Source organism: Chitinophaga vietnamensis, from assembly GCF_902167635.1.
GTDB classification, from domain to species: Bacteria; Bacteroidota; Bacteroidia; order Chitinophagales; family Chitinophagaceae; genus Chitinophaga; species Chitinophaga vietnamensis.
The window spans coordinates 33110-54790 of record NZ_CABHMS010000007.1; the positions used below are offsets into that span (position 1 = coordinate 33110).

The following is a 21681-nucleotide window of genomic DNA, read 5'->3' on the forward strand; positions in this document are numbered from 1 at the left end:
ATGAAAATTTAGCAGTTACTGAACGGATTTTCTGCAAAAAATGCAGTACTTTTTATGATCATCTGTCAAAATTACTGCATACCGAACATTGGATCGGCCTTTGTTGTTAGGAATACACGCGTTGATAACGTAAAAAAAGAGAAAACAGAAAGATATGAATTTAAATAATTTCACTATTAAATCGCAGGAAATACTGCAACAAGCGCAACAACTGGCGTTCAATCATCAGAACCAGGCCATAGAAACAGGACATATCCTGAAGGCCTTGCTCGATGATCAGGACAGTCCTGTTGAGTATTTACTGAAAAAGAACGACGTGAATACGAACTTCCTCAGCACCAAGCTCAACGAACAGTTGCAAAAATATCCCCGCATGGCGGGAGGCGACGGTGGCCAGATGCTGAGTCGCGATGCCAACAATGCCATGCTTCGCGCAGGTGCGGCCATCAAAGAATTCAAGGATGAATTTGTGAGTGTGGAACACCTCTTACTAGGTATCCTCGGCGGCAGCGATGATTCCGCTAAACTGCTGAAAGATGCCGGCCTTACAGAAAAAGGCCTCAAATCCGCTATCCGTGAACTGCGTAAAGGCGAAACCGTTAACTCGCAGACCGGCGGCGCACAATTCAATACCTTGCAGAAGTTCGCTAAAAACCTCAATGAGCTCGCCCGCGATGGCAAGCTCGATCCGGTGATAGGCCGCGATGAGGAAATACGCCGTACCCTGCACATCCTTTCCCGCAGATCAAAGAACAACCCGATCCTCGTGGGCGAACCCGGTGTCGGTAAAACCGCCATTGTAGAAGGGCTCGCGCATCGTATCCTCAATGGCGATGTGCCCGAGAACCTTAAATCAAAAATTATCTACGCTCTCGATATGGGCGCACTCATGGCGGGCGCCAAATACCGCGGCGAGTTTGAAGAAAGATTGAAAGGCGTAGTGAAAGAAGTGGCCGAAAGCAATGGAGAGATCATCCTCTTCATTGATGAAATACATACGCTCATCGGCGCAGGCGCCATGGAAGGCGCGATGGATGCCGCCAACATCCTCAAACCGGCACTGGCCCGCGGTGAGCTCCGTGCCATCGGCGCCACCACCCTCAACGAATACCAGAAATATTTCGAAAAAGATAAAGCGCTGGAACGCCGCTTCCAGAAAGTGTTGGTGGATGAGCCCAGCGTGGAAGATGCCATCTCCATCCTGCGCGGACTGAAAGAAAGATATGAAAGCCACCACCATGTGCTGATCAAAGATGAAGCAATCATTGCTGCCGTGGAGCTCTCACACCGCTATATCACCGATCGCTTCCTGCCCGATAAGGCCATTGACCTGATCGATGAAAGCGCGGCCAAACTCAGGCTGGAAATGAACTCCATGCCGGAAGAACTCGATGAACTGGAACGCAGGATACGCCAGCTCGAAATTGAAAGAGAAGCTATCAAACGCGAAAACGACGAAGAAAAACTCCGCGAGCTCGCAGAAGAAATAGCCCGCCTCGGTGAAGAACGCAATACGTTCAAAGCCAAATGGCAAGCGGAGAAAGAAGTCGTAGACCAGATACAGAACGCTAAATCAGCGATCGAAAATCTGCGCCTCGAAGCCGAACAGGCGGAACGTAACGGCGATTTCGGCCGCGTAGCCGAGATCCGCTACGGTAAGGTGAAAGAAGAAGAAAAACGTGTGGTAGACCTCACAGAAGAATTGAATAAAATATCTGCCAATCATAAACGTCTGCTCAAAGAAGAAGTAGATGCGGAAGACATCGCGGAGAACGTGGCCAAAGCTACAGGCATCCCGGTGGCCAAGATGATGCAGAGCGAAAAAGATAAATTGCTGCACCTCGAAGATGAGCTGCACCAGCGTGTAGTAGGCCAGGAAGAAGCGATCATCGCAGTATCCGACGCCATCCGCCGCAGCCGCGCAGGCTTGCAGGACCCACGCCGCCCGATCGGTTCCTTTATCTTCCTCGGTACCACCGGCGTTGGTAAAACGGAACTGGCAAAAGCCCTCGCCGAATATCTCTTCGACGATGAAAGCATGATGACCCGCATCGATATGAGCGAATACCAGGAGAAACATTCCGTGAGCCGGCTGGTAGGCGCGCCTCCGGGATATGTAGGTTATGATGAAGGCGGTCAGCTCACTGAAGCCGTTCGCCGCAAACCTTACTCTGTAGTGCTGCTCGACGAAATTGAAAAAGCGCACCCGGATACTTTTAACATCCTCCTGCAAGTGCTCGATGATGGCCGCCTTACCGATAACAAAGGCCGCGTGGTGAATTTCAAAAACACCATCATCATCATGACCAGCAACATGGGCAGCCATATCATCCAGGAAAATTTCGAGGGCATCAACGACAAGAACAGGGAAGAAGTAGTGGATAAAACGAAAGAAGAAGTGATGTCGCTGCTCAAACAAACGATCCGTCCTGAATTCCTGAACAGGGTCGATGAAGTGATCATGTTCCAGCCTTTGATGCGCGATGAAATTAAAGGAATAATTAACATTCAGTTACAACAACTGAAAGACATGGTAGCAAAAAATGGCATGATATTGGAATTTTCAGACTATGCGATTGAATACCTCTCCGTACAGGGCTATGATCCGCAGTTTGGCGCAAGGCCGCTTAAAAGGCTCATTCAGAAAGAGATCATCAATTTGCTGAGCAAGAAGATACTGGCCGGCGATATTGATAAGTCCAAACCCGTACTGGTTGATGTGTTCGACGGTGTGGTAGTAATCAGAAACAAGTAATTCTAAATACGACGATACATAGTTAACGATAAACCCCGCGATTCTTCGCGGGGTTTTTTTATGCATCTTTCAGTAAATTTGAATAGACCAAAATATTAGCAGCATGATTGGAGAAAGAGAAAAGAAATTTATGCAATACGCTGTGGAACTGTCGCGCAAAGGAATGGAAACCGGCGATGGCGGCCCCTTTGGTTCCGTTGTAGTGCGTGGAGACGAGATAGTGGGAGAGGGATGGAACCAGGTGCTCTGCCATAATGATCCTACCGCGCACGCAGAGGTAGTAGCTATCCGCGATGCCTGTCAGAAACTAGGCACTTTCCAGCTGCACGATTGCGAAATATTTACCTCCTGCGAGCCTTGCCCCATGTGCCTGGGCGCTATCTACTGGGCCAGGCCGCAGCGCGTATATTACGCCAATACCAGAGAAGATGCGGCCGCCATCGCTTTCGATGATTCATTTATCTACCGCGAAATAGATGTGCCCAATGATGAAAAGAAAATCCCGCTGATCCACCTGCCCGGTGAAGAAGCATTACATGTGTTTAAGCAATGGGAGAAGAAAGGAGACAAGAAATTATATTGAGATTTTTTGATTGACGGATTTCTTGATTTAAATCAAAAAATCCGTCAATCAAAAAATCACTAAATCATTTATGGTGTGTCGCAAAATGAAAACCCCAGAACAAAGCCAGTAACAGGAAGAGGATTGCCAGGATAATAACGGTAAGGTATATATGATTTTCTGATTTCCTGCGCTGGCGGTAGCGTGAGCGCAGCTTCTTCAGCAAGCTCCATTTCATCTCGCGGAGCCATCCTGGTATCTTTTCCTTGTCTTTAATAGCGGCCAATCCCTCTAATGCTTCGCTGCAAAGATCACAGTCGGCCAGGTGCATTTCCACCTCGTGTTGTTCTTCCGGCGACAGCCTGCCCTGCACATAGTCCAGCAGCTGCTGTTGCGAAGGACAGCCCGTAGTGATGAATATATCGTTGAAATGCTCGTTCATATCACGTTGATGCAAATTAACTATTGTTTTGCGCGTTGTATTTTTTCCAGTAAAAGTTTCAGGTTCCGTTTGCCGTTCTGGATGTAGCTTTTCACCTGTAACAGGCTGTAGCCTGTTTGTTCAGCGATTTGCTGGTAAGATTTTTTTTGCAGATAGAACAGCTGTACACAAACTTTCTGCTCAGGATTCAGCAGATCAATTGCGCGTTCCATATGTTCCAGCATGATGTCTTTTTCCTGGTACACGCGTTTGTCTTCCTCTTCGGCGGCCATAGTTTCCATACTTTTGTCGGATATCTCTTCCTTGTATTTCATATGGTTTTGCCTTAACTGCATGAGGCAATAGTTTTTCGCCACCTGGTAGATCCAGGCGCGAAAATACTGGATTTCGTGTTTGTGGACATCGGATAATACCTTCAGGAATATTTGCTGTACGCTGTCGCGCGCATCCTCTTCATTTTTCAGGTATTTCATGCACATACCGAGCAACAGTAAGGCATAGCGGTCGAAAAGCACACCGATCCAATCACTGTTGCCATCAGCTTTGTACCGTTGGAGTAGCTCCTGATCTGTTAGTTGTTGTATCGCTGGATTGTTCACAGGTTAAAGATGGAAATGCCGACAAATTTCCATAAAAAAAGTGATATTAAACAAAAGGCTCACCACGGTGAGCCTTTTGTTTAATATCACATACTATCAAGCGCTTGCTGGGCCGCATTCTTCATCGATCCATCCATTCGGATTACTTCTCTGAACATGCGGCGGGCCTTGCCCATCTGGCCTTTGCTGCGGTAGCAGATGGCGAGCTGGTAGCGGGCCATCTCCACATATTTGCCGGTGCTCACAGATTCAATACGCCGGTAGCGGTCTATCGCTTCGCTGAGGTTGCCTTGTTGCTGATATAACATCGCGGCGCGGTAGAGGTATTCATCGCTGTTTACCGGCGGCTGACTGGCAGGCGTTTCCTTTTTAGGCGCTTCTGTTTTTTTAGGTTCTGGCGCTGGTTGTTCCTTGGCCACCGTAACTTTGGCCTCGCTGTCTGCTTTTGCTTTTTCTTTTTCCTTGTCGCGCTGCTCATTTACTTTTTTGATGGAATCAGCTGCGCGGGCCAGGGCTTGTTTTTTAGCAAGACTATCGGCCGCTGCTTTTTTACGCGCTGCAATTTTTGCAGCGGCGGCAGCTTTTATTTTGGCGGAATCCACAGCTGGCGTGGGCGCCGGAGCAGTAGCGGGCGTAGTGGCCGGCGCTGGTGTTGTTGCCGCAGTGGTATGTGTAGCCGGTGTACCTGCAGTATGATTCTCTGTAATGATGGGCTGCTGCGGAATATCCTGTGTGATGGTGGCGGCGCTGTCTTTTGGCGGGGTAGCCGCTGCCATGATCTTGGTAGCAACAGGCTGGTTGCGCAGGTGGCCGCGTAATACATAGATGCCGCTTACGCCCAGTGCTGCAAAGGCTACCAGCCAGAAGTATACCAGCAGGTTTTCTTTGTTGCGTTCCTTACGGGTGTATTTTGCTACTTTCTGTACATAGGAAACAGGCTGTATGCTTTGATGGATATAGCGTTGCAGCTTACCGGTAAGGTCGTTGTACTGATCGAAATTGTTTTCTTTTTCCAGCGCTTGCAATGCCTCAAAGCAAAGGTCGCAGTCCGTGAGATGCTGCTCCACCAGGTGTTTTTCCACGTCGGTGAGGCGGCCTTCCATGTAACGGGGCAGCTGATCTTTGTTGAGGCAACGGATGCCGGAAAAGATCTTTAATATTTTTTCGTTATGGGGCTGATTATTTGGCATAACTCTGATTCATGAATATCTTGGCAAGTTTTCCTTTGGCCGCTTTCAGCTGTGCACGCACCTTTTCACGTGTCCAGCCTTTGGCGGTGGTCAGTTCTCCGAAAGTTTTATTTTCAAGGTAAAATTGCGTGATGAGGTCGCGCTCTTCTGCGCTGAGGCGCTGTAAAGCCTGCTCCAGCTGCACGATCAGCTCCTGGCGGTCGATCGTATTGGTAGCGGCTTTGTCTACCTTGTTCTCGATATGCAGCAGGTCCCTGCCATCTCTCGAAGGATAGAAGGGCGTGTTTTTCTCTGGCTTGCCGAGATAACCTTTTTGTATATGCAGCATCCATTCGTTGGCCTTGTAAATAGACTGTGTTTTGATGCTGGAACTCAAGCGCTGTAACAATGCAGGGAATACGATATTGGGGTCGAGGCTGGGGTTGCTGCGTAAATGAGGCAGGGTGATCGCCACCAGCAAATGACTATACCTGTCCATCAATACACCTTCTGCTTCCCGGTCTTTCTGCTTCCGGGCCCGGGATATCAATTCCTTATCCGATAAATTGGTTAACTGCTGGTGCATAAACTTATTACTTTATATTTACGTATTAAAGCGGAAAAAGTTCAATCCGGAACAAGAATTTGAATAGTAAAACGGATTTATACAATTTATATGCCATATGCCATTGTTATTGTGCCAGTTGCGCCTTTGCGAGCAGAGGCGGCACACAGAAGTGAAATGATCTCGCAACTGTTATGGGGTGAATGTGTGGAGATCATCAACACCGCTCCCGGTGCTTGGGTGCAAATCAAAAACCAATATGATGATTATATCGGTTGGGCTACAGCCTCGCACCTCGAAACGATAGACTCAGCGCTATATCAGGCTCCGGTATCCGGGTACCTGCCATCATGGATTAACGAGGTAACAATGAACGGCCAGCCGATGATAGTGCCTTTCGGCTGCCTGGTCAAAAGTAACCTGCAATGGGGGAGCATCACTGTTGTCACACCACAACCGGTGCCCACTGAACTGACGTCTGCGCGTCTGGCTTCCGTTATCAAAGATAATGCTTTCACGCATCTAAATACTGCCTACCTGTGGGGCGGACGCAGCGTGTTTGGGATCGACTGCTCCGGTTTCACACAAGGGGTTTTCAAGACGGCAGGCCTGCGCCTGCTGCGCGATGCCTACCAGCAGGCCACGCAGGGGCATGTGGTTGATTTCCTGCAGGAAGCGCAGCCTGGTGATCTCGCTTTTTTCGACAATGAGGAAGGACGCATCACGCACGTAGGTATCCTGCTCAACGATCACGAGATCATACATTCATCCGGTAAAGTACGGGTAGACCCGATCGATAACCAGGGCATCACTAACGCCGATACCGGCATACGTTCTCACAAACTACGCATCATTAAAAGGATTTTTTGATTTAAGGATGTGAGGATTTATAAATTTAAATGGCGCCTGCAACAGGCGCCATTTAAATTTATAAATCCATAAATCAGAAAATCCGTAAATCTGTAAATCAATAAATTCCTAAATGATTCAGCTTTGTTTGAAGATCTTCCTGTAGTCTTCAAAGCTCTGTTTGATGATCTCTTCTGCTTTCGCTTTGTTCTGGAATTCTTCCACGATCACGGTTTTCTTTTCCAGTGTTTTGTATTCTTCAAAGAAATGACGCATTTCTTCGATGAAGTGGGGCGGCAGTTCGGAGATGTCGTTGATATGATTTACGCTCATATCATTGGCAGCAACGGCAATGATCTTGTCGTCGGCTTCGCCGCCATCGATCATTTGCATCACGCCGATCACTTTGGCTTCGATGATACACATAGGTACGCATTCGATCTGCGACAGTACCAGGATATCCAGTGGATCATGGTCATCGCAATATGATTGAGGAATAAAACCGTAGTTGGCGGGGTAGTATACAGATGAGTATAATACACGGTCCAGTTTCAGTAATCCGCTTTCTTTATCCAGTTCATATTTGGCACGGCATCCCTTTGGAATTTCAATGATTGCATTCACGATGTGTGGCACTTCTGCTCCGGGAGTCACGCTGTGCCAGGGATTTGTCATCATAATTTAATCTACTTTACTTTAAGGTTTATTGTTCAATACTTGCTTACTGCGGAAAAGTGAATAATCTATTCACTTCACTATTCATGAAGATATGGTTCGGTTTCCGTGAATATTCAACACGAAATCAGCCACACATTCCTGTCCGTTTAATGCGTGGCAAAATTAAGGAACTCGCCGTTAATAGCTAAGAAAAATTATCGCTATTTGGCGGCGGGTGCGCTGTTACCGCCTGTGGTGGCGGAATCTGGAGGTAGTACAGCGGTGGTGGTATCAAAAGCTGCTCCGCCGTTGGCCGGGGGAATATAGTTAGGAATGATACTTTCGAATGTCAGGGAAATTTTCCACTGGCCTCCTTCTTTCACCAGTTGCAGTACTTCTTTCTGGTGGGCGGAGGAATTGAGGATGGTGACAGATGCCTTGTCGCCGTTCTCTTCCATGTTTACCACTTCAATTTTTGCATTCCGGATCTTTTCTCTCTCAGCATCACTGCGGCGGGCATCGAAGAAGGAATACAATTGTATCACCTGTTGGGACTCTTTGGTGGCATAATCCCTGGCCTGGTCAAAGTTCGAATCCTGTATGGCATGCATAAACGACAGTGCTACTTCCTGTGGGGTAGCCCTTTTTTTACAGCTGCTGAACAGCAGGGTGGAGAATACTGCCAGTATGAGGATCCGACAAAAATTGGTCATGCGGTCGATAAATTATTATATATCACGAACAAAAATAGGGGTAAACATTCAAATCTGCAAAGTCATAAATATTTTTAAATGTAAGAATTTTGGAATTTGAGGATTTATCGGGGGAAGATGATCCCGGCAAAATCCTCAAATTCTCAAATTCTCAAATTCTTACATCAAGAAATTCCACAATATTTTATGGTTCCTTATTGGCGTCGTACGCCCTGATGATGGCTTTCACGAGGCGGTGCCTTACTACGTCTTCTTCGTCGAGCTCCAGGTAGCCGATGCCGTCGATATTCCGGAGGATGCGGGTAGCTTTGTCCAGACCGGATTTCTGGTTTTTGGGCAGGTCGATCTGGGTGAGGTCGCCGGTGATGATCGCTTTGGCGGAGGCGCCGATACGGGTCAGGAACATTTTGATCTGCAGGTCCGTGGCGTTCTGGGCCTCGTCGAGGATGATGAACGAATTGTCCAGGGTACGGCCACGCATATACGCCAGTGGCGCGATCTCGATCACGCGGTTGGTCATATAGTAGCTCAGCTTCTCTGCCGGGATCATATCGTCCAGCGCATCGTAGAGCGGGCGCAGGTACGGATCGATCTTCTCTTTCAGGTCGCCGGGCAGGAAACCAAGGCTTTCGCCAGCTTCTACCGCAGGACGGGTAAGGATGATCTTTTTGATAGCCTTGTTCTTGAGCGCGCGTACGGCCAGTGCTACGGCAGTATAGGTTTTACCGGTACCTGCCGGGCCGATAGCAAAAATGATATCGTTCTTGTCGGCCAGCGCCACCATCTTTTTCTGATTGGCAGTGCGGGCACGTACCGTGCGTCCGTTGGGGCCAAACACCAATACTTCGTTGGGATTGCGGTCGCTGAAGTTGTCGATACGGCCACCTTCTTCGTCACCGAGGATCTGTTCGAAATAGTTTTCCGTAAGGTTTCCGTTACGTTCCAGATATTTAACGATCTGACTGATCTTTTCCTCCGCAGTGGCCACTTCTTCCGGAGACCCACTCAATTTTAACTGGGTACCCCTGGACAGGATCTTCAACAGCGGGAATTTCTTTTTCAGCAGATCCAGTTTTCCGTTATTAACACCGAAAAACTCGATGGGATTAATACTATCTAAGTTAATAATGGATTCAGTCAATCTTTCTATGATTTAATTGTCCAGGAAATGATCGGATTTTTCAATCCGAATATATTTAATTCTTGTACAACCTGGATGGCAGCCGTGTTAAGCTATCACTAAATCCTGTAGCCATTCTGCTTGAACGACTCTACTTTAGCAGCGATGGCCGGGTTGCCCAGCGCCAGGATGCGTGCAGCCAGTATGGCAGCATTGCGGGCGCCTGCCTTGCCTACTGCCAGGGTACCTACCGGCAAACCGGCGGGCATCTGTACAATGGAATAAAGTGCATCAACACCACCAGGCAGTCCACCATCCAAAGGTACGCCCAATACGGGTAATGAAGTGTAAGCAGATACTACGCCAGGTAAGGCAGCCGCCATACCAGCCGCGGCAATTATTACGCCAAAGCCCTTTTCCTGCGCCGTAACACACAATTCGCGCACCTTGTCAGGATTACGGTGAGCGGATGCTACGATCATCTCGTTTTCAATACCAAAATATTGCAGATGTTTCTGCGACTCTTCCATGACGGGTTTATCACTCTCGGAACCCATGATAATCATTACTTTCATCTTGTAAAATTTTTGCTGACGGATGTATCTCGCTGCGAAGATATTGATCGTTTAACAATTTCAGAAAATAGAAAATCCACAATCGTGGATAAACAACATCGAACCATTTTATTACATTTACTTCTGCAATGGTGTTTTTTTGTCATATATTGCCTATTTTGTCCGATCGCAAGTCACAACGATAATGATTCCGCTACCATATGAATGAAGCTATGCTGGAAGAGCATTACAAGCGCCTGCAACACCTCGAAGCCGCTATCAATGCATGTGCATGGTCAATCACCATGGATGCAGCGGGGAACCTGATGGCCGCCAATCCGCTGGTAACACAGGCTTTACAGCTGCCCGCCCCCGTACTTCAGGGCAGGCCGCTTACCGATTTTCTCCTGCCGGCCAACGAAGGCCAGTGGGCGCACATCTGGCAATCTGCCCGTAAAGGTGAGAACATACAGGAACAGCTATGTTTCCTGATCGCCGGAAAACAGCCCCTGTGGCTGGAAGCAGCCATCAGCCCGCAAATGGACGCCCATGGCGCTCTCCAGCAATGCCTGCTCCTCGGCCTCGATATCACGGCCAGGAAATTATCCGAGATCAGGCTCAAAGAAGATGAACAATATTTCCGGCAGATACTGGAAAATCTGCCCATCGGTCTGCAACAGTTCTCTCTCGAAGGCGATAACATCGAGATGAACAGCCGCCAGCGGCAGATATGGGGCAGCGATCATGCCTTCTTCTCCAACCCGCACTACAACTGGCTGCAAGATCCCTTCTACCGCCACAATGGCCTCGCACGCCTGTTCGAAGAAGCACGCGACGGCCGCAAAACACTCAAACGCGAAATACTGCTCAACTACTCTGAAAAACATTACGAAGGTATCACCCGCATACATCCCATGTACTTCGACGCTACCATCTTCCCGGTGGTGGACCGCCAAAGCAACATGACCAATATCTTCCTCATCCTAGATGATATCACCGAGAAAAAACTCGCCGAGATCAGCCTCCAGAAAAGCGAACGCCTGCTCGATAATATCATCGAAAACCTGCCTATCGGCTATATCCAGTTCGATAACTTCGGCTTTATCCGCCGCATCAATCAAACGCAACGTTTCTTCTTCAACTCGCCGCATCCCGCTGCCCGCCGGCAGTTCAACGTGATGAACGACGATTTCGCCACCATGTTCCAGCTGGATGACCTCTTCCAGCAAGCCTTGCAGGAAAACAAAACCCTGCGCGTGGAAAAGAAAGTAGACTTCTCCCGTGATGAACGATGGACCAAAGTAGGCCGTGAAGTATATCTCGATCTCACCGTATTCCCCGTGGTAGACCCGGTGGATAAAGAAAAAATAGTGGTCGTACTGGTGAATGACATCACCGATAAAAAAGAGCAGGAACTGGAGAATATAAAGAACCAGGAATTCCTGCTGCAAACCGGCGAAATAGGCAAGATCGGCGGATGGGAAATGGACATGAACACCCGCCAGGTGCGCTGGTCCAGGCAAACATATAACATCCACGGTTGCCCGGAAGGCACCGCCATGAACTTTGAAACAGCCAGGTCTTTTTACACAGAAGAATCCCGCCGCAACCTCGACCTGCTGCTGGAACAATGCGCCACCAGCGGCCGGCCCTTCGATGCGCAGCTGTCGATCATCACCGACAAACCGCAGCCTAAAAGAGTGCGCGCCATCGGCCAGCCTGCGTACGACAATGGCCAACTGGTACGCATGTACGGCGTAGTGCAGGATATCACCGAGCAATCCGAGATCAGGGACGCACTCACCCGCAACACAGAGCTGATGCGGCTTTTCTTCGATACCGTAGATATGGGATATGCTGCCATGGAACCCGATGGCAAGCTGAACTTCCTCAACCAGAAAGCGGAAAAAATGATCGGCCGCAAAGTGCAGATGGGCAGTAACATCTTTGAAGTGTTCCCGAAACTCAGCGACACCGTGTTCTACGCCAGGATGCGGGAATGCGTGAAACAAGGGGCCTCGCAATCGTTCGGCATCTATTTCCCGATCCAGGATAAATGGTACGATTTCCTGCTCACCGCCATGGAAGATGGCGGTATCTCTGTATTCATGCGGGATATCACCGAAAGCCGCAAGATGCAGAAAGACCTGCGCAAGGCCAATGATCAATTATCCAATCTCAATAAAAATCTCCTCAATCAAAATAAACAGCTGGAAGATTTTGCGCACATCACCTCACATAACTTGCGTGCGCCGATCGCCAATCTGAAGGCGCTCATGCAAATGCACAATGAAGCTATTTCCCCGCAGGAGCGCGAGTTGTACCTGGGCATGGTGCATGAGGTGATCAAAAAAATAGATGAAACACTGAACGACCTGGTAGAAGTAGTGCAGATCAGGAAAGATGTGAATGTAGAACGGGAGAAATTAGTATTCGCAGAACGTTTGCAGAAGGTGAAAGATATTTTACTGGTGGATATTGAGAAGAGCCATATTCATATCACCTACAATTTTGACGAGGTGCCGGTAATCGAATATCCACGGGTGTACCTGGATAGTATCTTACAGAATTTTATCACCAATGCGATCCGTTACCGTTCGCCGGAACGCACGCCGGCGCTGCATTTGCAGACCTCGAGAGGGCAGGAGTCCATTGTGCTTACGGTAGAAGACAATGGCGTAGGCATTGATATGGAACGTTTCGGCAATAAATTATTCGGTTTCAGAAAAACTTTTCATAAGAACAAAGATGCAAAAGGGATCGGGCTTTTCATCACGAAAACGCAGGTGGAAGCCATGGGAGGAAGCATACGTGCAGAGAGCACCCCTGGCAACGGAACCAAATTTATTATTACATTTAGGCCCGAATAATCTGCTTATATGAACCTGATCAATATGATTTTTATTGTCGACGACGACCCAATCCACCAGCAGATAGCGAAGATCATGATCGAGCGGCAAGGTATCAGCAGTAATGTCCGGGTGTTTTCAGATGCACAGGACGTGCTGGATTACCTGAGGGAAAATACGGGTGCAAGCGATGCGCTGCCCGACCTGATCCTGCTGGATCTTAACATGCCGGTGATGGATGGCTGGGAATTCCTCGACGAATTTGCGGGCTTTCAGGCCGGCTTGCCCAAGCAGATCAGGATTTTTGTGTTAACCTCCTCTATCGATGAAAAAGACAAAGAGCGGGTACGCAGCTATCGGTTTGTAGATGGCTATCTGACAAAACCGCTGTCTAAAGAGATTATCGCCCACCTTTCATAACAGCAATTGTTTTTTCGGGATCGGGAGACGAGAAGATGGCACTGCCAGCCACCAGCACGTTGGCGCCTGCCTGTATGAGCTGTGCCGCATTCTCGGGGCTCACGCCGCCGTCTACTTCCACCAGTGCATGCGCGTTGCTATCGCGTATCAGCTGGCGTATCTCTGATAGTTTATGATAGGTTTGTTCGATGAAGGTTTGTCCGCCGAAACCAGGGTTCACACTCATGATGAGCACTACGTCGATATCCCGGATCACATTTTCCAGCAGCTGTACCGGGGTGTGCGGATTGAGCGCCACACCGGCTTTCATGCCCAGCGACTTAATCTGTTGGATATTGCGGTGCAGGTGAGGGCAGGCTTCATAATGTACAGTGAGGATATCGGCGCCGGCTTTCTGAAATTCAGCGGCATATCTTTCGGGCGCTTCGATCATCAGGTGCACATCGCAGGGTTTGCGTGCGCGCTTCTTGATCTGTGCGATCACTGGCAGGCCATAGCTGATATTCGGCACAAAGCGGCCATCCATCACATCAAGGTGAAACCAGTCGGCCTCGCTGCGGTTGACCATATCCACATCTTTTCCCAGTTCCAGGAAATCTGCTGCCAGTAAGGACGGCGCTATTAAAACAGGTGTATTTTCCAAAACGCTCTTTTTTGATCTGTGTAAATGTAAACAATTACTTGTTCAGACGTTTTAACGCCTCCTTTGCTTCTGTAAAATCTTTTTTGAAGGAAGACGCTTTGCTGTAGTCTTCGACGGCGGATATCTTGTTGCCTGATTTTTCATGGCAGAGGGCGCGGTAATAATAGGCCCAGGCATCGGTGGGGGCTGATTTTGCGGCGAGGTTATACCAGGTGAGCGCTTCTTTCCAGTTCTGGTCGTCGAGATAGAGGTGGCCCATCGCAAGGTAGGCAGCCTCATAACCGGGATCGGCCACTACGGCCTTCTTGAAAGCAGCGATGGCGGCGGGTTTGTTGCCCAGCTCCTGTTGAAACACGCCGATGCTGAACATCGGCTCCGCATTGGTGGAGTCTAACTGCCATGCCTGTACGTAATATGAGATGGCCTGTGGCGCCTTTCTGCTATGGAGCAGGTCGCCCAGCTCCATCAGCGCTTCATATTCCGGCGTAGCGCCTGCGGCGTGGATGGCGGAAGTAAGATGCTGTATAGCCGTCACCGTATCTTTATGATCTTCTGCGATGCGTGCTTTCAGGTAGAAGGCTTTGTCGCGCGCATCGGCCGTCTGTGCCAATACGCTGGCTACGCTGTCGGCAGTGGCGTACTCTTTATTTTCTATCATGGCAGTAGCGAGGCGGTATCGCAGGTAAGCATTGCCTGGCGCGGTGCCAAGCGCTTGTGCAAACATCTGCTCTGCTTTTTTGAAGTGCTCGCTCACGAGGGCGGCTTCGCCGGCGCCGGCCCAATAGTCGGTGTTGGCGGGCATCAGCGAGGCGCCCTTTTCAAAGTCTGGCTCCGCCAGCGCCGGGTGTGTATTGAACAGCAGCATGGCGCGGCGGTAATAGAGTTCGTGGTTGTTCGGAAACTGTTGCAGGGAATCTGTTACCGGCCTGATGATATCGCTGTAGAGGACGGAATCGGCGGTGCTGGCGGCTGCGCCGCCGCTGTTGCTTTGTTCATGACAGGCAACAGCGGCCAGGCATACGAAAAGGATAGGTAGGTACTTCATACAGCTGCCAAAGCTAATGGCTAAAATCTGATTTCCGAAATCTTACTGTAGCAACGCTTTTTTAAAGGCAGTATAATCTGCGGGCAGCAGGGTAGCGGATTTCTCTTTGCCATAGAGCTGCATCACGCGGGCCGGCGCATGTATCTCTTCCCGCAAGGATGGCGGCGCCGTGTCTTCAAACTTCACGGGGTGGGCCGTTTCCAGGAAAACGCCGGTTACATCGGGATGGGCAGACAGATATTCCTGCAAGCCGAGGTAGCCCACTGCGCCATGCGGATCAAGCATATAGTGATTCTCTTTCCAAACTTTTTCCATGGTGAGCAGGGTGTCCTTGTCATTGAAGCTATAGGCGCTGAAGCGCTCCTGTAATTTCGGCAAGCTGTTGCCGAATAACTGTAACACCCGTACGAAATTGCTGGGATCAGCTACGTCCATGGCATTGGAAAGGGTGGGAGCGGCCTTCCCTGGCTGGTATACGCCGCTGGCCATAAAGCGAGGCACCGTATCGTTGATATTGGTAGCGGCCACGAAATGCTCCACCGGCAGGCCGATAGCGGCCGCCATCATGCCCGCGCAGATATTTCCAAAATTGCCGCTGGGCACAGAGAACACCAGCTGCGGATGTGCGGCCTTCATCTGTTTCCAGGCAAGGAAATAATAAAACATCTGCGGCAGCCAACGCGCTACATTGATGGAATTGGCGGAAGTGAGCGGCCGCTTGTTTTGCAGCTCCTGGTCGAGGAAGGCGGTTTTCACCAGCTGCTGGCAATCGTCAAAAGTGCCAATGATCTCGAACGCGCTAACGTTGCCGCCCAATGTAGTGAGCTGTTTCTCTTGCAGGGTGCTTACTTTTTTGGAAGGATAAAGTATCACCACCTGTATGCCCGGCACATTATAAAAGCCACTGGCCACGGCGCCGCCGGTATCGCCGGAAGTGGCCACCAGCACGGTTACGGGCTTGGTGCTGTTGCGGCGGAAGTAGCCAAGACAGCCCGCCATAAAACGTGCGCCTACATCTTTGAAGGCAAGGGTAGGGCCGTGAAAGAGTTCCAGTGCGTAGGTCGATTTCGAAACTTTCTGCACGGGGAAAGGGAAGTGCAGGGTGTCTGCCACAATCTTCTTCAATTGTTCTTCCGGTATTTCATCTCCCACAAACGGGCGTATCACGTTGGTACCAATCTCCTGGTCTGAATACTGATGGATATTTTTGAGGAAGTCCGGGTCCAGTGCCGGTATCTCTTCCGGAAAGTATAATCCTCTATCGGGCGCTAATCCTTGTGTAACGGCGGTTTCAAAAGATACTTTGTGCTGTGCGTTCTGAAGACTGAAGTACTGCATGAATCATTCTTTATTTTGTTAGTCAATCACCTTTACACCTGCTGTATTGATGCGGGACACATAAATTTTATAATCTACGCCGAGGGGCGCGTATACGCTATCCATGGTGGCGGCCACTTTGCGGGCATTCTCTTCTCCTTTGCTGAGCATGAACACCGATGGCCCTGAGCCGGAGATGCCGCCGCCGAGCGCGCCGGCCTCCTTGCATTTCAGTTTCAGTTCATAGAATGCGGGGATGAGGATGGCCCTTACCGGCTCTACGATTACATCTTCCAGGGAGCGGCTGATCAGGTCATAATCTTCCTGGTACAGCGCGGCTACCAATGCGCCTACGTTGCCCCACTGGCGGATCGCGTCGGTCATCAATACTTTTTGTTTCAGTATCTCGCGTGCGTCCGATGTCTTTACTTCTATCTGTGGATGTATCACGGTTACCCACAGTTCCGATGGCGTATGCAGGCTGGTGATATCCAGCGGGCGATAGCTGCGTACCAGCGTGAAACCCCCGAGGATGGCCGGTGCTACGTTGTCGGCATGCGCAGAGCCACAGGCCAGTCTTTCGCCTTCCATCGCAAAACGTACCAGTTGTTTGGGCGTAAAAGGTTCGCCCAGCAATTTATTTACGCCTACCACGGCGCCCGCGCTGCTGGCGGCGCTGGAGCCAATGCCGCTGCCGGGATGTATATGTTTGAATATCTCTATCTCTATGCCGGTGTCGGGTTTTTCATATTTCTGTAACAGCGCCTGAACGGCTACGCCAGCTACATTCTGTGAGGTTTCCAGGGGAAGATCGGCGCCGTGGATCGCGGTAATACGGATGCCGGGTTCACTGCTCCTGCGTAAGATCATTTCGTCGCCGGGGGCGTCCATGGCCAGTCCTATCACATCAAAACCGCATGCTACGTTGGCAACGGTGCCGGGCGCAAATACTTTTATACAATCCATAAATTAATAATTGATTTTTATGTTTACAAGCACATTTTTTATAAACGTGCACTGCGGATGATGTCGGCAAAGATGCCGGAGGCGGTTACGTCCGCGCCGGCGCCGGCGCCCTTCACGATCAGCGGCTGCTCTTTGTAGCGGCTGGTGGTATACAGCACGATATTATCTTTTCCTTCCAGCTGGTAAAAAGGATGATCGGGCGATACACATTGCAGGCCTACCGATGCCTGGCCATCCACATAGCTGGCCACGAACTTGAGGCGTTTCCCTGCGGATTCTGCTTCTTCGCGCAGCCGTTGGAAATGGGCGGCATGGGTGTCCAGTTCCTCGTAGAAACCGGCGACAGACGGCGCATCCAGGCAGGCTGCCGGCAGGAAGGAGTGATTGGTGATATCTTCCATCTCTATCGCCGCGCCGCTCTCCCTGGCAAGGATGAGTATCTTGCGCATCACATCTTTCCCGCTGAGGTCTATGCGCGGATCCGGTTCGGTGTAACCCTCGTCCTGCGCGGCTTTCACCACTTCGCGGAAACTGGCGCCATTTACGAAATGATTGAATACGAAATTGAGACTGCCGGATAATACTGCTTGTATGCTATGCACTTTGTCGCCACTCCTTACGAGATCGTTGAGGGTGTTGATCACCGGCAAGCCTGCGCCCACATTGGTTTCGAAGAGGAAGGAGGCATTGTATTTACGCGCCAGGTCTTTCAGCTTCTTATAATATTCATAGTCGGAGGAGCAGGCAATTTTGTTGCAGGTAACTACCGAGATGCCGTGTTGCAGGAACTCGTGATAGGTAGCTGCTACTTCTGCGCTGGCGGTATTGTCTACAAATACGCTGTTGCGCAGGTTGAATGATTTGATCTGCTGTACCAATGCGTTCATATCCATGGGATCGCCCTGTGGGAGCGCGTTACGCCAGTCGTGCAGCCCGATGCCATATTCGCTGAGCAGCATGTTTTTGCTGTTGGCGAGGCCGGCAACCCTGATCTGGAGGCCCAGTTCCTGTTGCAGGTAATCCTGCTGTTGCTGTAGCTGTTCCAGCAGTTTGCCGCCTACGTTACCAACACCTGCTATGAAAAGGTTGACCTGTTTGAGTGGTGCTTCGAAGAACGCTTCGTGGATGAGGTTGAGCGCTTTTTTTACATCCGCTTTGTTGATCACTGCGGAGATATTTTTTTCGGTAGATCCCTGTGCGATGGCCCTTACGTTTACGCCGTTACGACCGAGGGTGCCGAACAGTTTGCCGCTGGTGCCGTGATGGTTTTTCATTTTGTCGCCCACTACGGCTACAATGCAGAGATCTTTTTCTACCAGTAAAGGTTCGATACGTTTCTCCTGTATCTCTTGCGCAAACTCGCTGTCCACAGCGGTTTTGGCCTTGAGCATATCGGTGTCATGAATGCCGACAGTGATAGAGTGTTCGGAAGAGCTCTGGGTGATGAGGATTACGTTGATGCGTTCCCGTAGGAGCGATTCGAACAATCTTTTTGAGAAGCCGGGGATGCCCACCATGCCGCTGCCTTCGAGGGTGAGCAGCGCGATGTGCTGTATGCCGGAGATGCCGGTTACCGGGAAGCTGCGGTCCGCGCCGTCATGTATCAGCGTGCCGTGGTCTTCCGGGGCAAAAGTATTTTTGATCCATACGGGGATGCGTTTGTCCATCACCGGTTGGATGGTAGGTGGATAGATCACTTTGGCGCCGAAGTGCGACAGCTCCATCGCTTCGGCATAGGAGATGTGCGCGATGGGGATGGCTTGCGATACGAGGCGCGGATCGGCGGTCATCATGCCGCTTACATCTGTCCAGATATCGAGTACGCTGGCATGTACGGCGGCGGCGAGGATGGCGGCGGTGTAGTCGGAGCCGCCGCGGCCCAGCGTGGTGGTTTCGCCTTCGGGCGTAGCGGCCACGAAGCCGGGGAATACAATGTAGTCGGCCGTTTGCTGTGCAAAATACTGACTGATATGATGGTTGGTGGCGACGAAGTTAACGGTGGCATGGCCGAAGTTGTTATCGGTCACGATCAGCTCGCGGCTGTCTTTGCAGGTGGCGGAGAGACCTTGCTGTTTTAATTTCTCTGCTACGATGGTGCAGGAGATGAGTTCGCCGAAGCTCATGATCTTGTCTAATGAGCGGGGACTGAGTTCACCTACCTGGAAGATGCCATCACAAAGGTTTTCGAGGGCATTCAGTTTTTTCTTGAGCTGGCTGATAAGGCCGCTCTGCATGGTGATAGGGAACAATTCGCGGATAGCGTCGAGGTGGCGGGCTTCTATTTCCTGTAGTACGGCCTTGTATTGTTCCTGGCCTTCTCCGGCGAGCTGTCCGCAACGTATAAGCTTGTCTGTTATGCCGCCCATGGCGGATACTACGATGGCATATTTTCCTGCCGGTTTATATTTTTTCAGTATGAGGCAAACTTGTTCTATCGCTTTGGCGCTGCCGACGGAGGTGCCGCCGAATTTTAGTACTTGCATGTCAAATAAAGTTTATACGTAGAAATGGTCCGGGTCCTTTCCGGTTGTGTACCACCTGTGTGGTCGTTGGATGATATGTGAAAACTAACCCCGCAGTGGGGTTGTAATAATGGTGGATGTAATGGCAATAGTGCGGGTGCATTCCCGATAGGAGGCGGGAGCGGAGGAGATCAGATATGTAGATACTGCTTGCACTATTGAAATATGACGATTGTGTAACAAAAGTCTATCTTTTCACTGGTAAATAAAAGCACCCGTTCGATATTTTGAAATGTTTTAAAAAATGGATGTTCTATTAGTATTTGATTATAATTTTCGATTTATTTTAGATGATAAGATGATTTTGTGCTGATTTGGTTCGATTTGTTTGATGGTTGGATAGATTTAAAAATGCGTTTTTATGACATTTTGATGACAAATTATTGTTTGTTTGGTTTATTTCAAAATATCCTTACCTTTAATCGTCTAAACTATATATCCTTGTCGGAATCGTTGAAATATACTTCCAATAGTCAGCTCCGCTACTATTTTCTCATGGCCACCCTCGCCATGGATTCGACTTTGGCATAACCCTCTGAAACGGCCTGTACGGGCCGGTCTTCCTGTTTTTATACCGTAACTTTGTAGTAGTCTTTCCGTACCTGCTATTTCAGTTCATGTATATATCTCTACTCGTAAATTTTTTATTAACGATCAACATAGCGTATTACGTTGTGCATCATTGATCATACACCAGAGCAATTAGATCATACACCATTACAATCCCGTTTTGAAAAAATTCTCAAAAACCAGTTATGCCACATTATCATAAGCTAGGACAGATACCACATAAGCGCCATACACAGTTCCGCAAGCCCGACGGCAAGCTGTATTCGGAGCAGTTGTTCTCTACGGAAGGCTTTTCATCGCACTCTTCTTTATTGTATCATTGTCATCCGCCCACCGAGATCGTAAAGGTAGAAGAGCCTTATTCCGTAGCGCCGCGCGTGGCAGAAGAAAAAATGCTGAAACACCGCAGCTTCCAGGGGTTCAACATCGCGGCGGAAGATGATTTCCTGAAAAGCCGCAAGGCCGTGCTGGCCAACAGCGACCTGCACATCGTACTGGCAGCGCCAAGGCACAGCATGAAAGATTATTTCTATAAGAATGCCGATGCAGATGAAATGATCTTTGTGCATGAAGGCAGCGGCCTCCTCAAAACGCAATACGGGCAGCTTACTTTCGGCTATGGCGATTACCTCGTGATACCAAGAGGCACGATCTACCAGATCAGCTTCAGCAATGAAAACAATCGCCTTTTCATCGTGGAATCGTTTAGCCCTATCCGTTATCCGAAACGTTACCTCAGCAAATACGGGCAACTGCTGGAAAATTCACCTTATTGCGAGCGCGATATCCGCCAGCCGCAAAACCTGGAAACCATCGACCAGGAAGGTGATTTTGTCATCAACGTAAAAAAGAAAGGCGTGATGTATCCCATCCATTACAAACACCATCCCTTCGATGTTGTTGGCTGGGATGGATGCGAATACCCCTTTGCCTTTTCCATCCACGATTTTGAGCCGATCACCGGCCGTGTGCATCAGCCGCCTCCGGTGCATCAAACTTTTGAAGGCAATAATTTCGTGGTATGCTCCTTCTGCCCCCGTCTGTTCGATTACCATCCGCTGGCCATTCCTGCGCCCTATAACCACAGCAATATCGACAGCGATGAAGTGCTGTATTATGTAGATGGCGATTTCATGAGCCGCAAACATGTAACGAGAGGCATGATCACCCTGCATCCGGCGGGCATCCCGCACGGGCCGCATCCCGGTGCAGTGGAGAAGAGCATCGGCGCAAAAGAAACAAAAGAACTGGCAGTGATGGTGGATACTTTCCATCCGCTGCAAATAACGGAAGCCGCTCTCGGCATCGAAGATGCCGGTTACGTCATGAGCTGGGCAGAATAGGTCAAATACCAACCAACATTA

19 protein-coding genes are annotated in these 21681 nt (G+C 49.7%); 6 read left to right on the forward strand and 13 right to left on the reverse strand.

Going from position 1 to position 21681, the window contains the following annotated elements:
• Nucleotides 1–154: 154 nt before the first annotated feature.
• Both clpB and FPG75_RS18855 read left to right on the forward strand, forming a co-directional pair.
• The gene (gene clpB / locus FPG75_RS18850; protein WP_143308852.1) at nt 155–2755 is read left to right on the forward strand and encodes an ATP-dependent chaperone ClpB; all 2601 of its coding nucleotides are present in this window, start codon (nt 155–157) and stop codon (nt 2753–2755) included.
• Between the two features lie 103 nt (nt 2756–2858).
• Nucleotides 2859–3338, forward strand: coding sequence for a nucleoside deaminase (locus FPG75_RS18855; protein WP_143308854.1), 480 nt, complete (start codon nt 2859–2861; stop codon nt 3336–3338).
• Nucleotides 3339–3402: 64 nt separating this feature from the next.
• Here the strand turns inward: FPG75_RS18855 and FPG75_RS18860 are convergent, their stop codons facing one another.
• From FPG75_RS18860 to FPG75_RS18875, 4 genes are all read right to left on the reverse strand, one after another.
• Nucleotides 3403–3759 (reverse strand): anti-sigma factor family protein, encoded by a 357-nt coding sequence (locus FPG75_RS18860; RefSeq protein ID WP_143308856.1) that lies wholly within the window; start codon nt 3757–3759, stop codon nt 3403–3405.
• A 20-nt stretch (nt 3760–3779) separates the two neighbouring features.
• The gene (locus FPG75_RS18865; RefSeq protein WP_143308858.1) at nt 3780–4358 is read right to left on the reverse strand and encodes an RNA polymerase sigma factor; all 579 of its coding nucleotides are present in this window, start codon (nt 4356–4358) and stop codon (nt 3780–3782) included.
• An 86-nt stretch (nt 4359–4444) separates the two neighbouring features.
• The gene (locus FPG75_RS18870) at nt 4445–5548 is read right to left on the reverse strand and encodes a zf-HC2 domain-containing protein (protein WP_143308859.1); all 1104 of its coding nucleotides are present in this window, start codon (nt 5546–5548) and stop codon (nt 4445–4447) included.
• Nucleotides 5538–6113 carry an RNA polymerase sigma factor gene (locus FPG75_RS18875; RefSeq protein ID WP_143308861.1) on the reverse strand — a complete coding sequence of 192 codons (576 nt, stop codon included), beginning with the start codon at nt 6111–6113 and terminating at the stop codon, nt 5538–5540. Before FPG75_RS18875 ends, FPG75_RS18870 begins: the two co-directional genes overlap by 11 nt.
• Before the next feature lie 90 nt (nt 6114–6203).
• Between FPG75_RS18875 and FPG75_RS18880 the strand changes: the two genes are divergently transcribed.
• Nucleotides 6204–6962, forward strand: coding sequence for a C40 family peptidase (locus tag FPG75_RS18880; protein ID WP_143308863.1), 759 nt, complete (start codon nt 6204–6206; stop codon nt 6960–6962).
• A gap of 117 nt (nt 6963–7079) precedes the next feature.
• Here the strand turns inward: FPG75_RS18880 and FPG75_RS18885 are convergent, their stop codons facing one another.
• From FPG75_RS18885 to purE, 4 genes are all read right to left on the reverse strand, one after another.
• Nucleotides 7080–7619: an inorganic diphosphatase gene (locus tag FPG75_RS18885; RefSeq protein ID WP_201747986.1), complete on the reverse strand. Its 540-nt coding sequence runs from the start codon at nt 7617–7619 to the stop codon at nt 7080–7082.
• A 200-nt stretch (nt 7620–7819) separates the two neighbouring features.
• Nucleotides 7820–8311 carry a nuclear transport factor 2 family protein gene (locus FPG75_RS18890; RefSeq protein ID WP_143308865.1) on the reverse strand — a complete coding sequence of 164 codons (492 nt, stop codon included), beginning with the start codon at nt 8309–8311 and terminating at the stop codon, nt 7820–7822.
• A 184-nt stretch (nt 8312–8495) separates the two neighbouring features.
• Nucleotides 8496–9452: a PhoH family protein gene (locus tag FPG75_RS18895; protein WP_143308866.1), complete on the reverse strand. Its 957-nt coding sequence runs from the start codon at nt 9450–9452 to the stop codon at nt 8496–8498.
• A 98-nt stretch (nt 9453–9550) separates the two neighbouring features.
• Nucleotides 9551–10006, reverse strand: coding sequence for a 5-(carboxyamino)imidazole ribonucleotide mutase (gene purE, locus FPG75_RS18900; RefSeq protein WP_143308868.1), 456 nt, complete (start codon nt 10004–10006; stop codon nt 9551–9553).
• 200 nt (nt 10007–10206) lie between these two features.
• Here purE and FPG75_RS18905 point away from each other — a divergent pair, with 200 nt between their 5' ends.
• Nucleotides 10207–12855 (forward strand): PAS domain S-box protein, encoded by a 2649-nt coding sequence (locus FPG75_RS18905; RefSeq protein WP_143308870.1) that lies wholly within the window; start codon nt 10207–10209, stop codon nt 12853–12855.
• Between the two features lie 9 nt (nt 12856–12864).
• Nucleotides 12865–13254 carry a response regulator gene (locus FPG75_RS18910; protein WP_143308872.1) on the forward strand — a complete coding sequence of 130 codons (390 nt, stop codon included), beginning with the start codon at nt 12865–12867 and terminating at the stop codon, nt 13252–13254.
• Here FPG75_RS18910 and rpe read toward each other — a convergent pair.
• The 5 genes from rpe to thrA are packed head-to-tail and all read right to left on the reverse strand — an operon-like array spanning nt 13235 to nt 19708.
• Nucleotides 13235–13897, reverse strand: a complete 663-nt coding sequence (rpe, locus tag FPG75_RS18915) for a ribulose-phosphate 3-epimerase (protein WP_143308874.1) — start codon at nt 13895–13897, stop codon at nt 13235–13237. The two genes, FPG75_RS18910 and rpe, sit on opposite strands and share 20 nt — an antisense overlap.
• 34 nt (nt 13898–13931) lie before the next feature.
• Nucleotides 13932–14942, reverse strand: coding sequence for a tetratricopeptide repeat protein (locus FPG75_RS18920; protein WP_143308876.1), 1011 nt, complete (start codon nt 14940–14942; stop codon nt 13932–13934).
• A 42-nt stretch (nt 14943–14984) separates the two neighbouring features.
• A complete protein-coding gene (thrC, locus tag FPG75_RS18925) occupies nt 14985–16280 on the reverse strand; it encodes a threonine synthase (RefSeq protein WP_143308879.1) in 1296 nt (431 codons plus the stop codon).
• A gap of 18 nt (nt 16281–16298) precedes the next feature.
• Complete coding sequence (locus FPG75_RS18930) at nt 16299–17225, reverse strand: homoserine kinase (protein WP_143308881.1); 927 nt, start codon at nt 17223–17225, stop codon at nt 16299–16301.
• Nucleotides 17226–17263: 38 nt separating this feature from the next.
• Nucleotides 17264–19708 (reverse strand): bifunctional aspartate kinase/homoserine dehydrogenase I, encoded by a 2445-nt coding sequence (gene thrA / locus FPG75_RS18935; RefSeq protein ID WP_143308883.1) that lies wholly within the window; start codon nt 19706–19708, stop codon nt 17264–17266.
• A 794-nt stretch (nt 19709–20502) separates the two neighbouring features.
• Here thrA and FPG75_RS18940 point away from each other — a divergent pair.
• The gene (locus FPG75_RS18940; protein ID WP_143308885.1) at nt 20503–21660 is read left to right on the forward strand and encodes a homogentisate 1,2-dioxygenase; all 1158 of its coding nucleotides are present in this window, start codon (nt 20503–20505) and stop codon (nt 21658–21660) included.
• Nucleotides 21661–21681 lie beyond the last annotated feature (21 nt).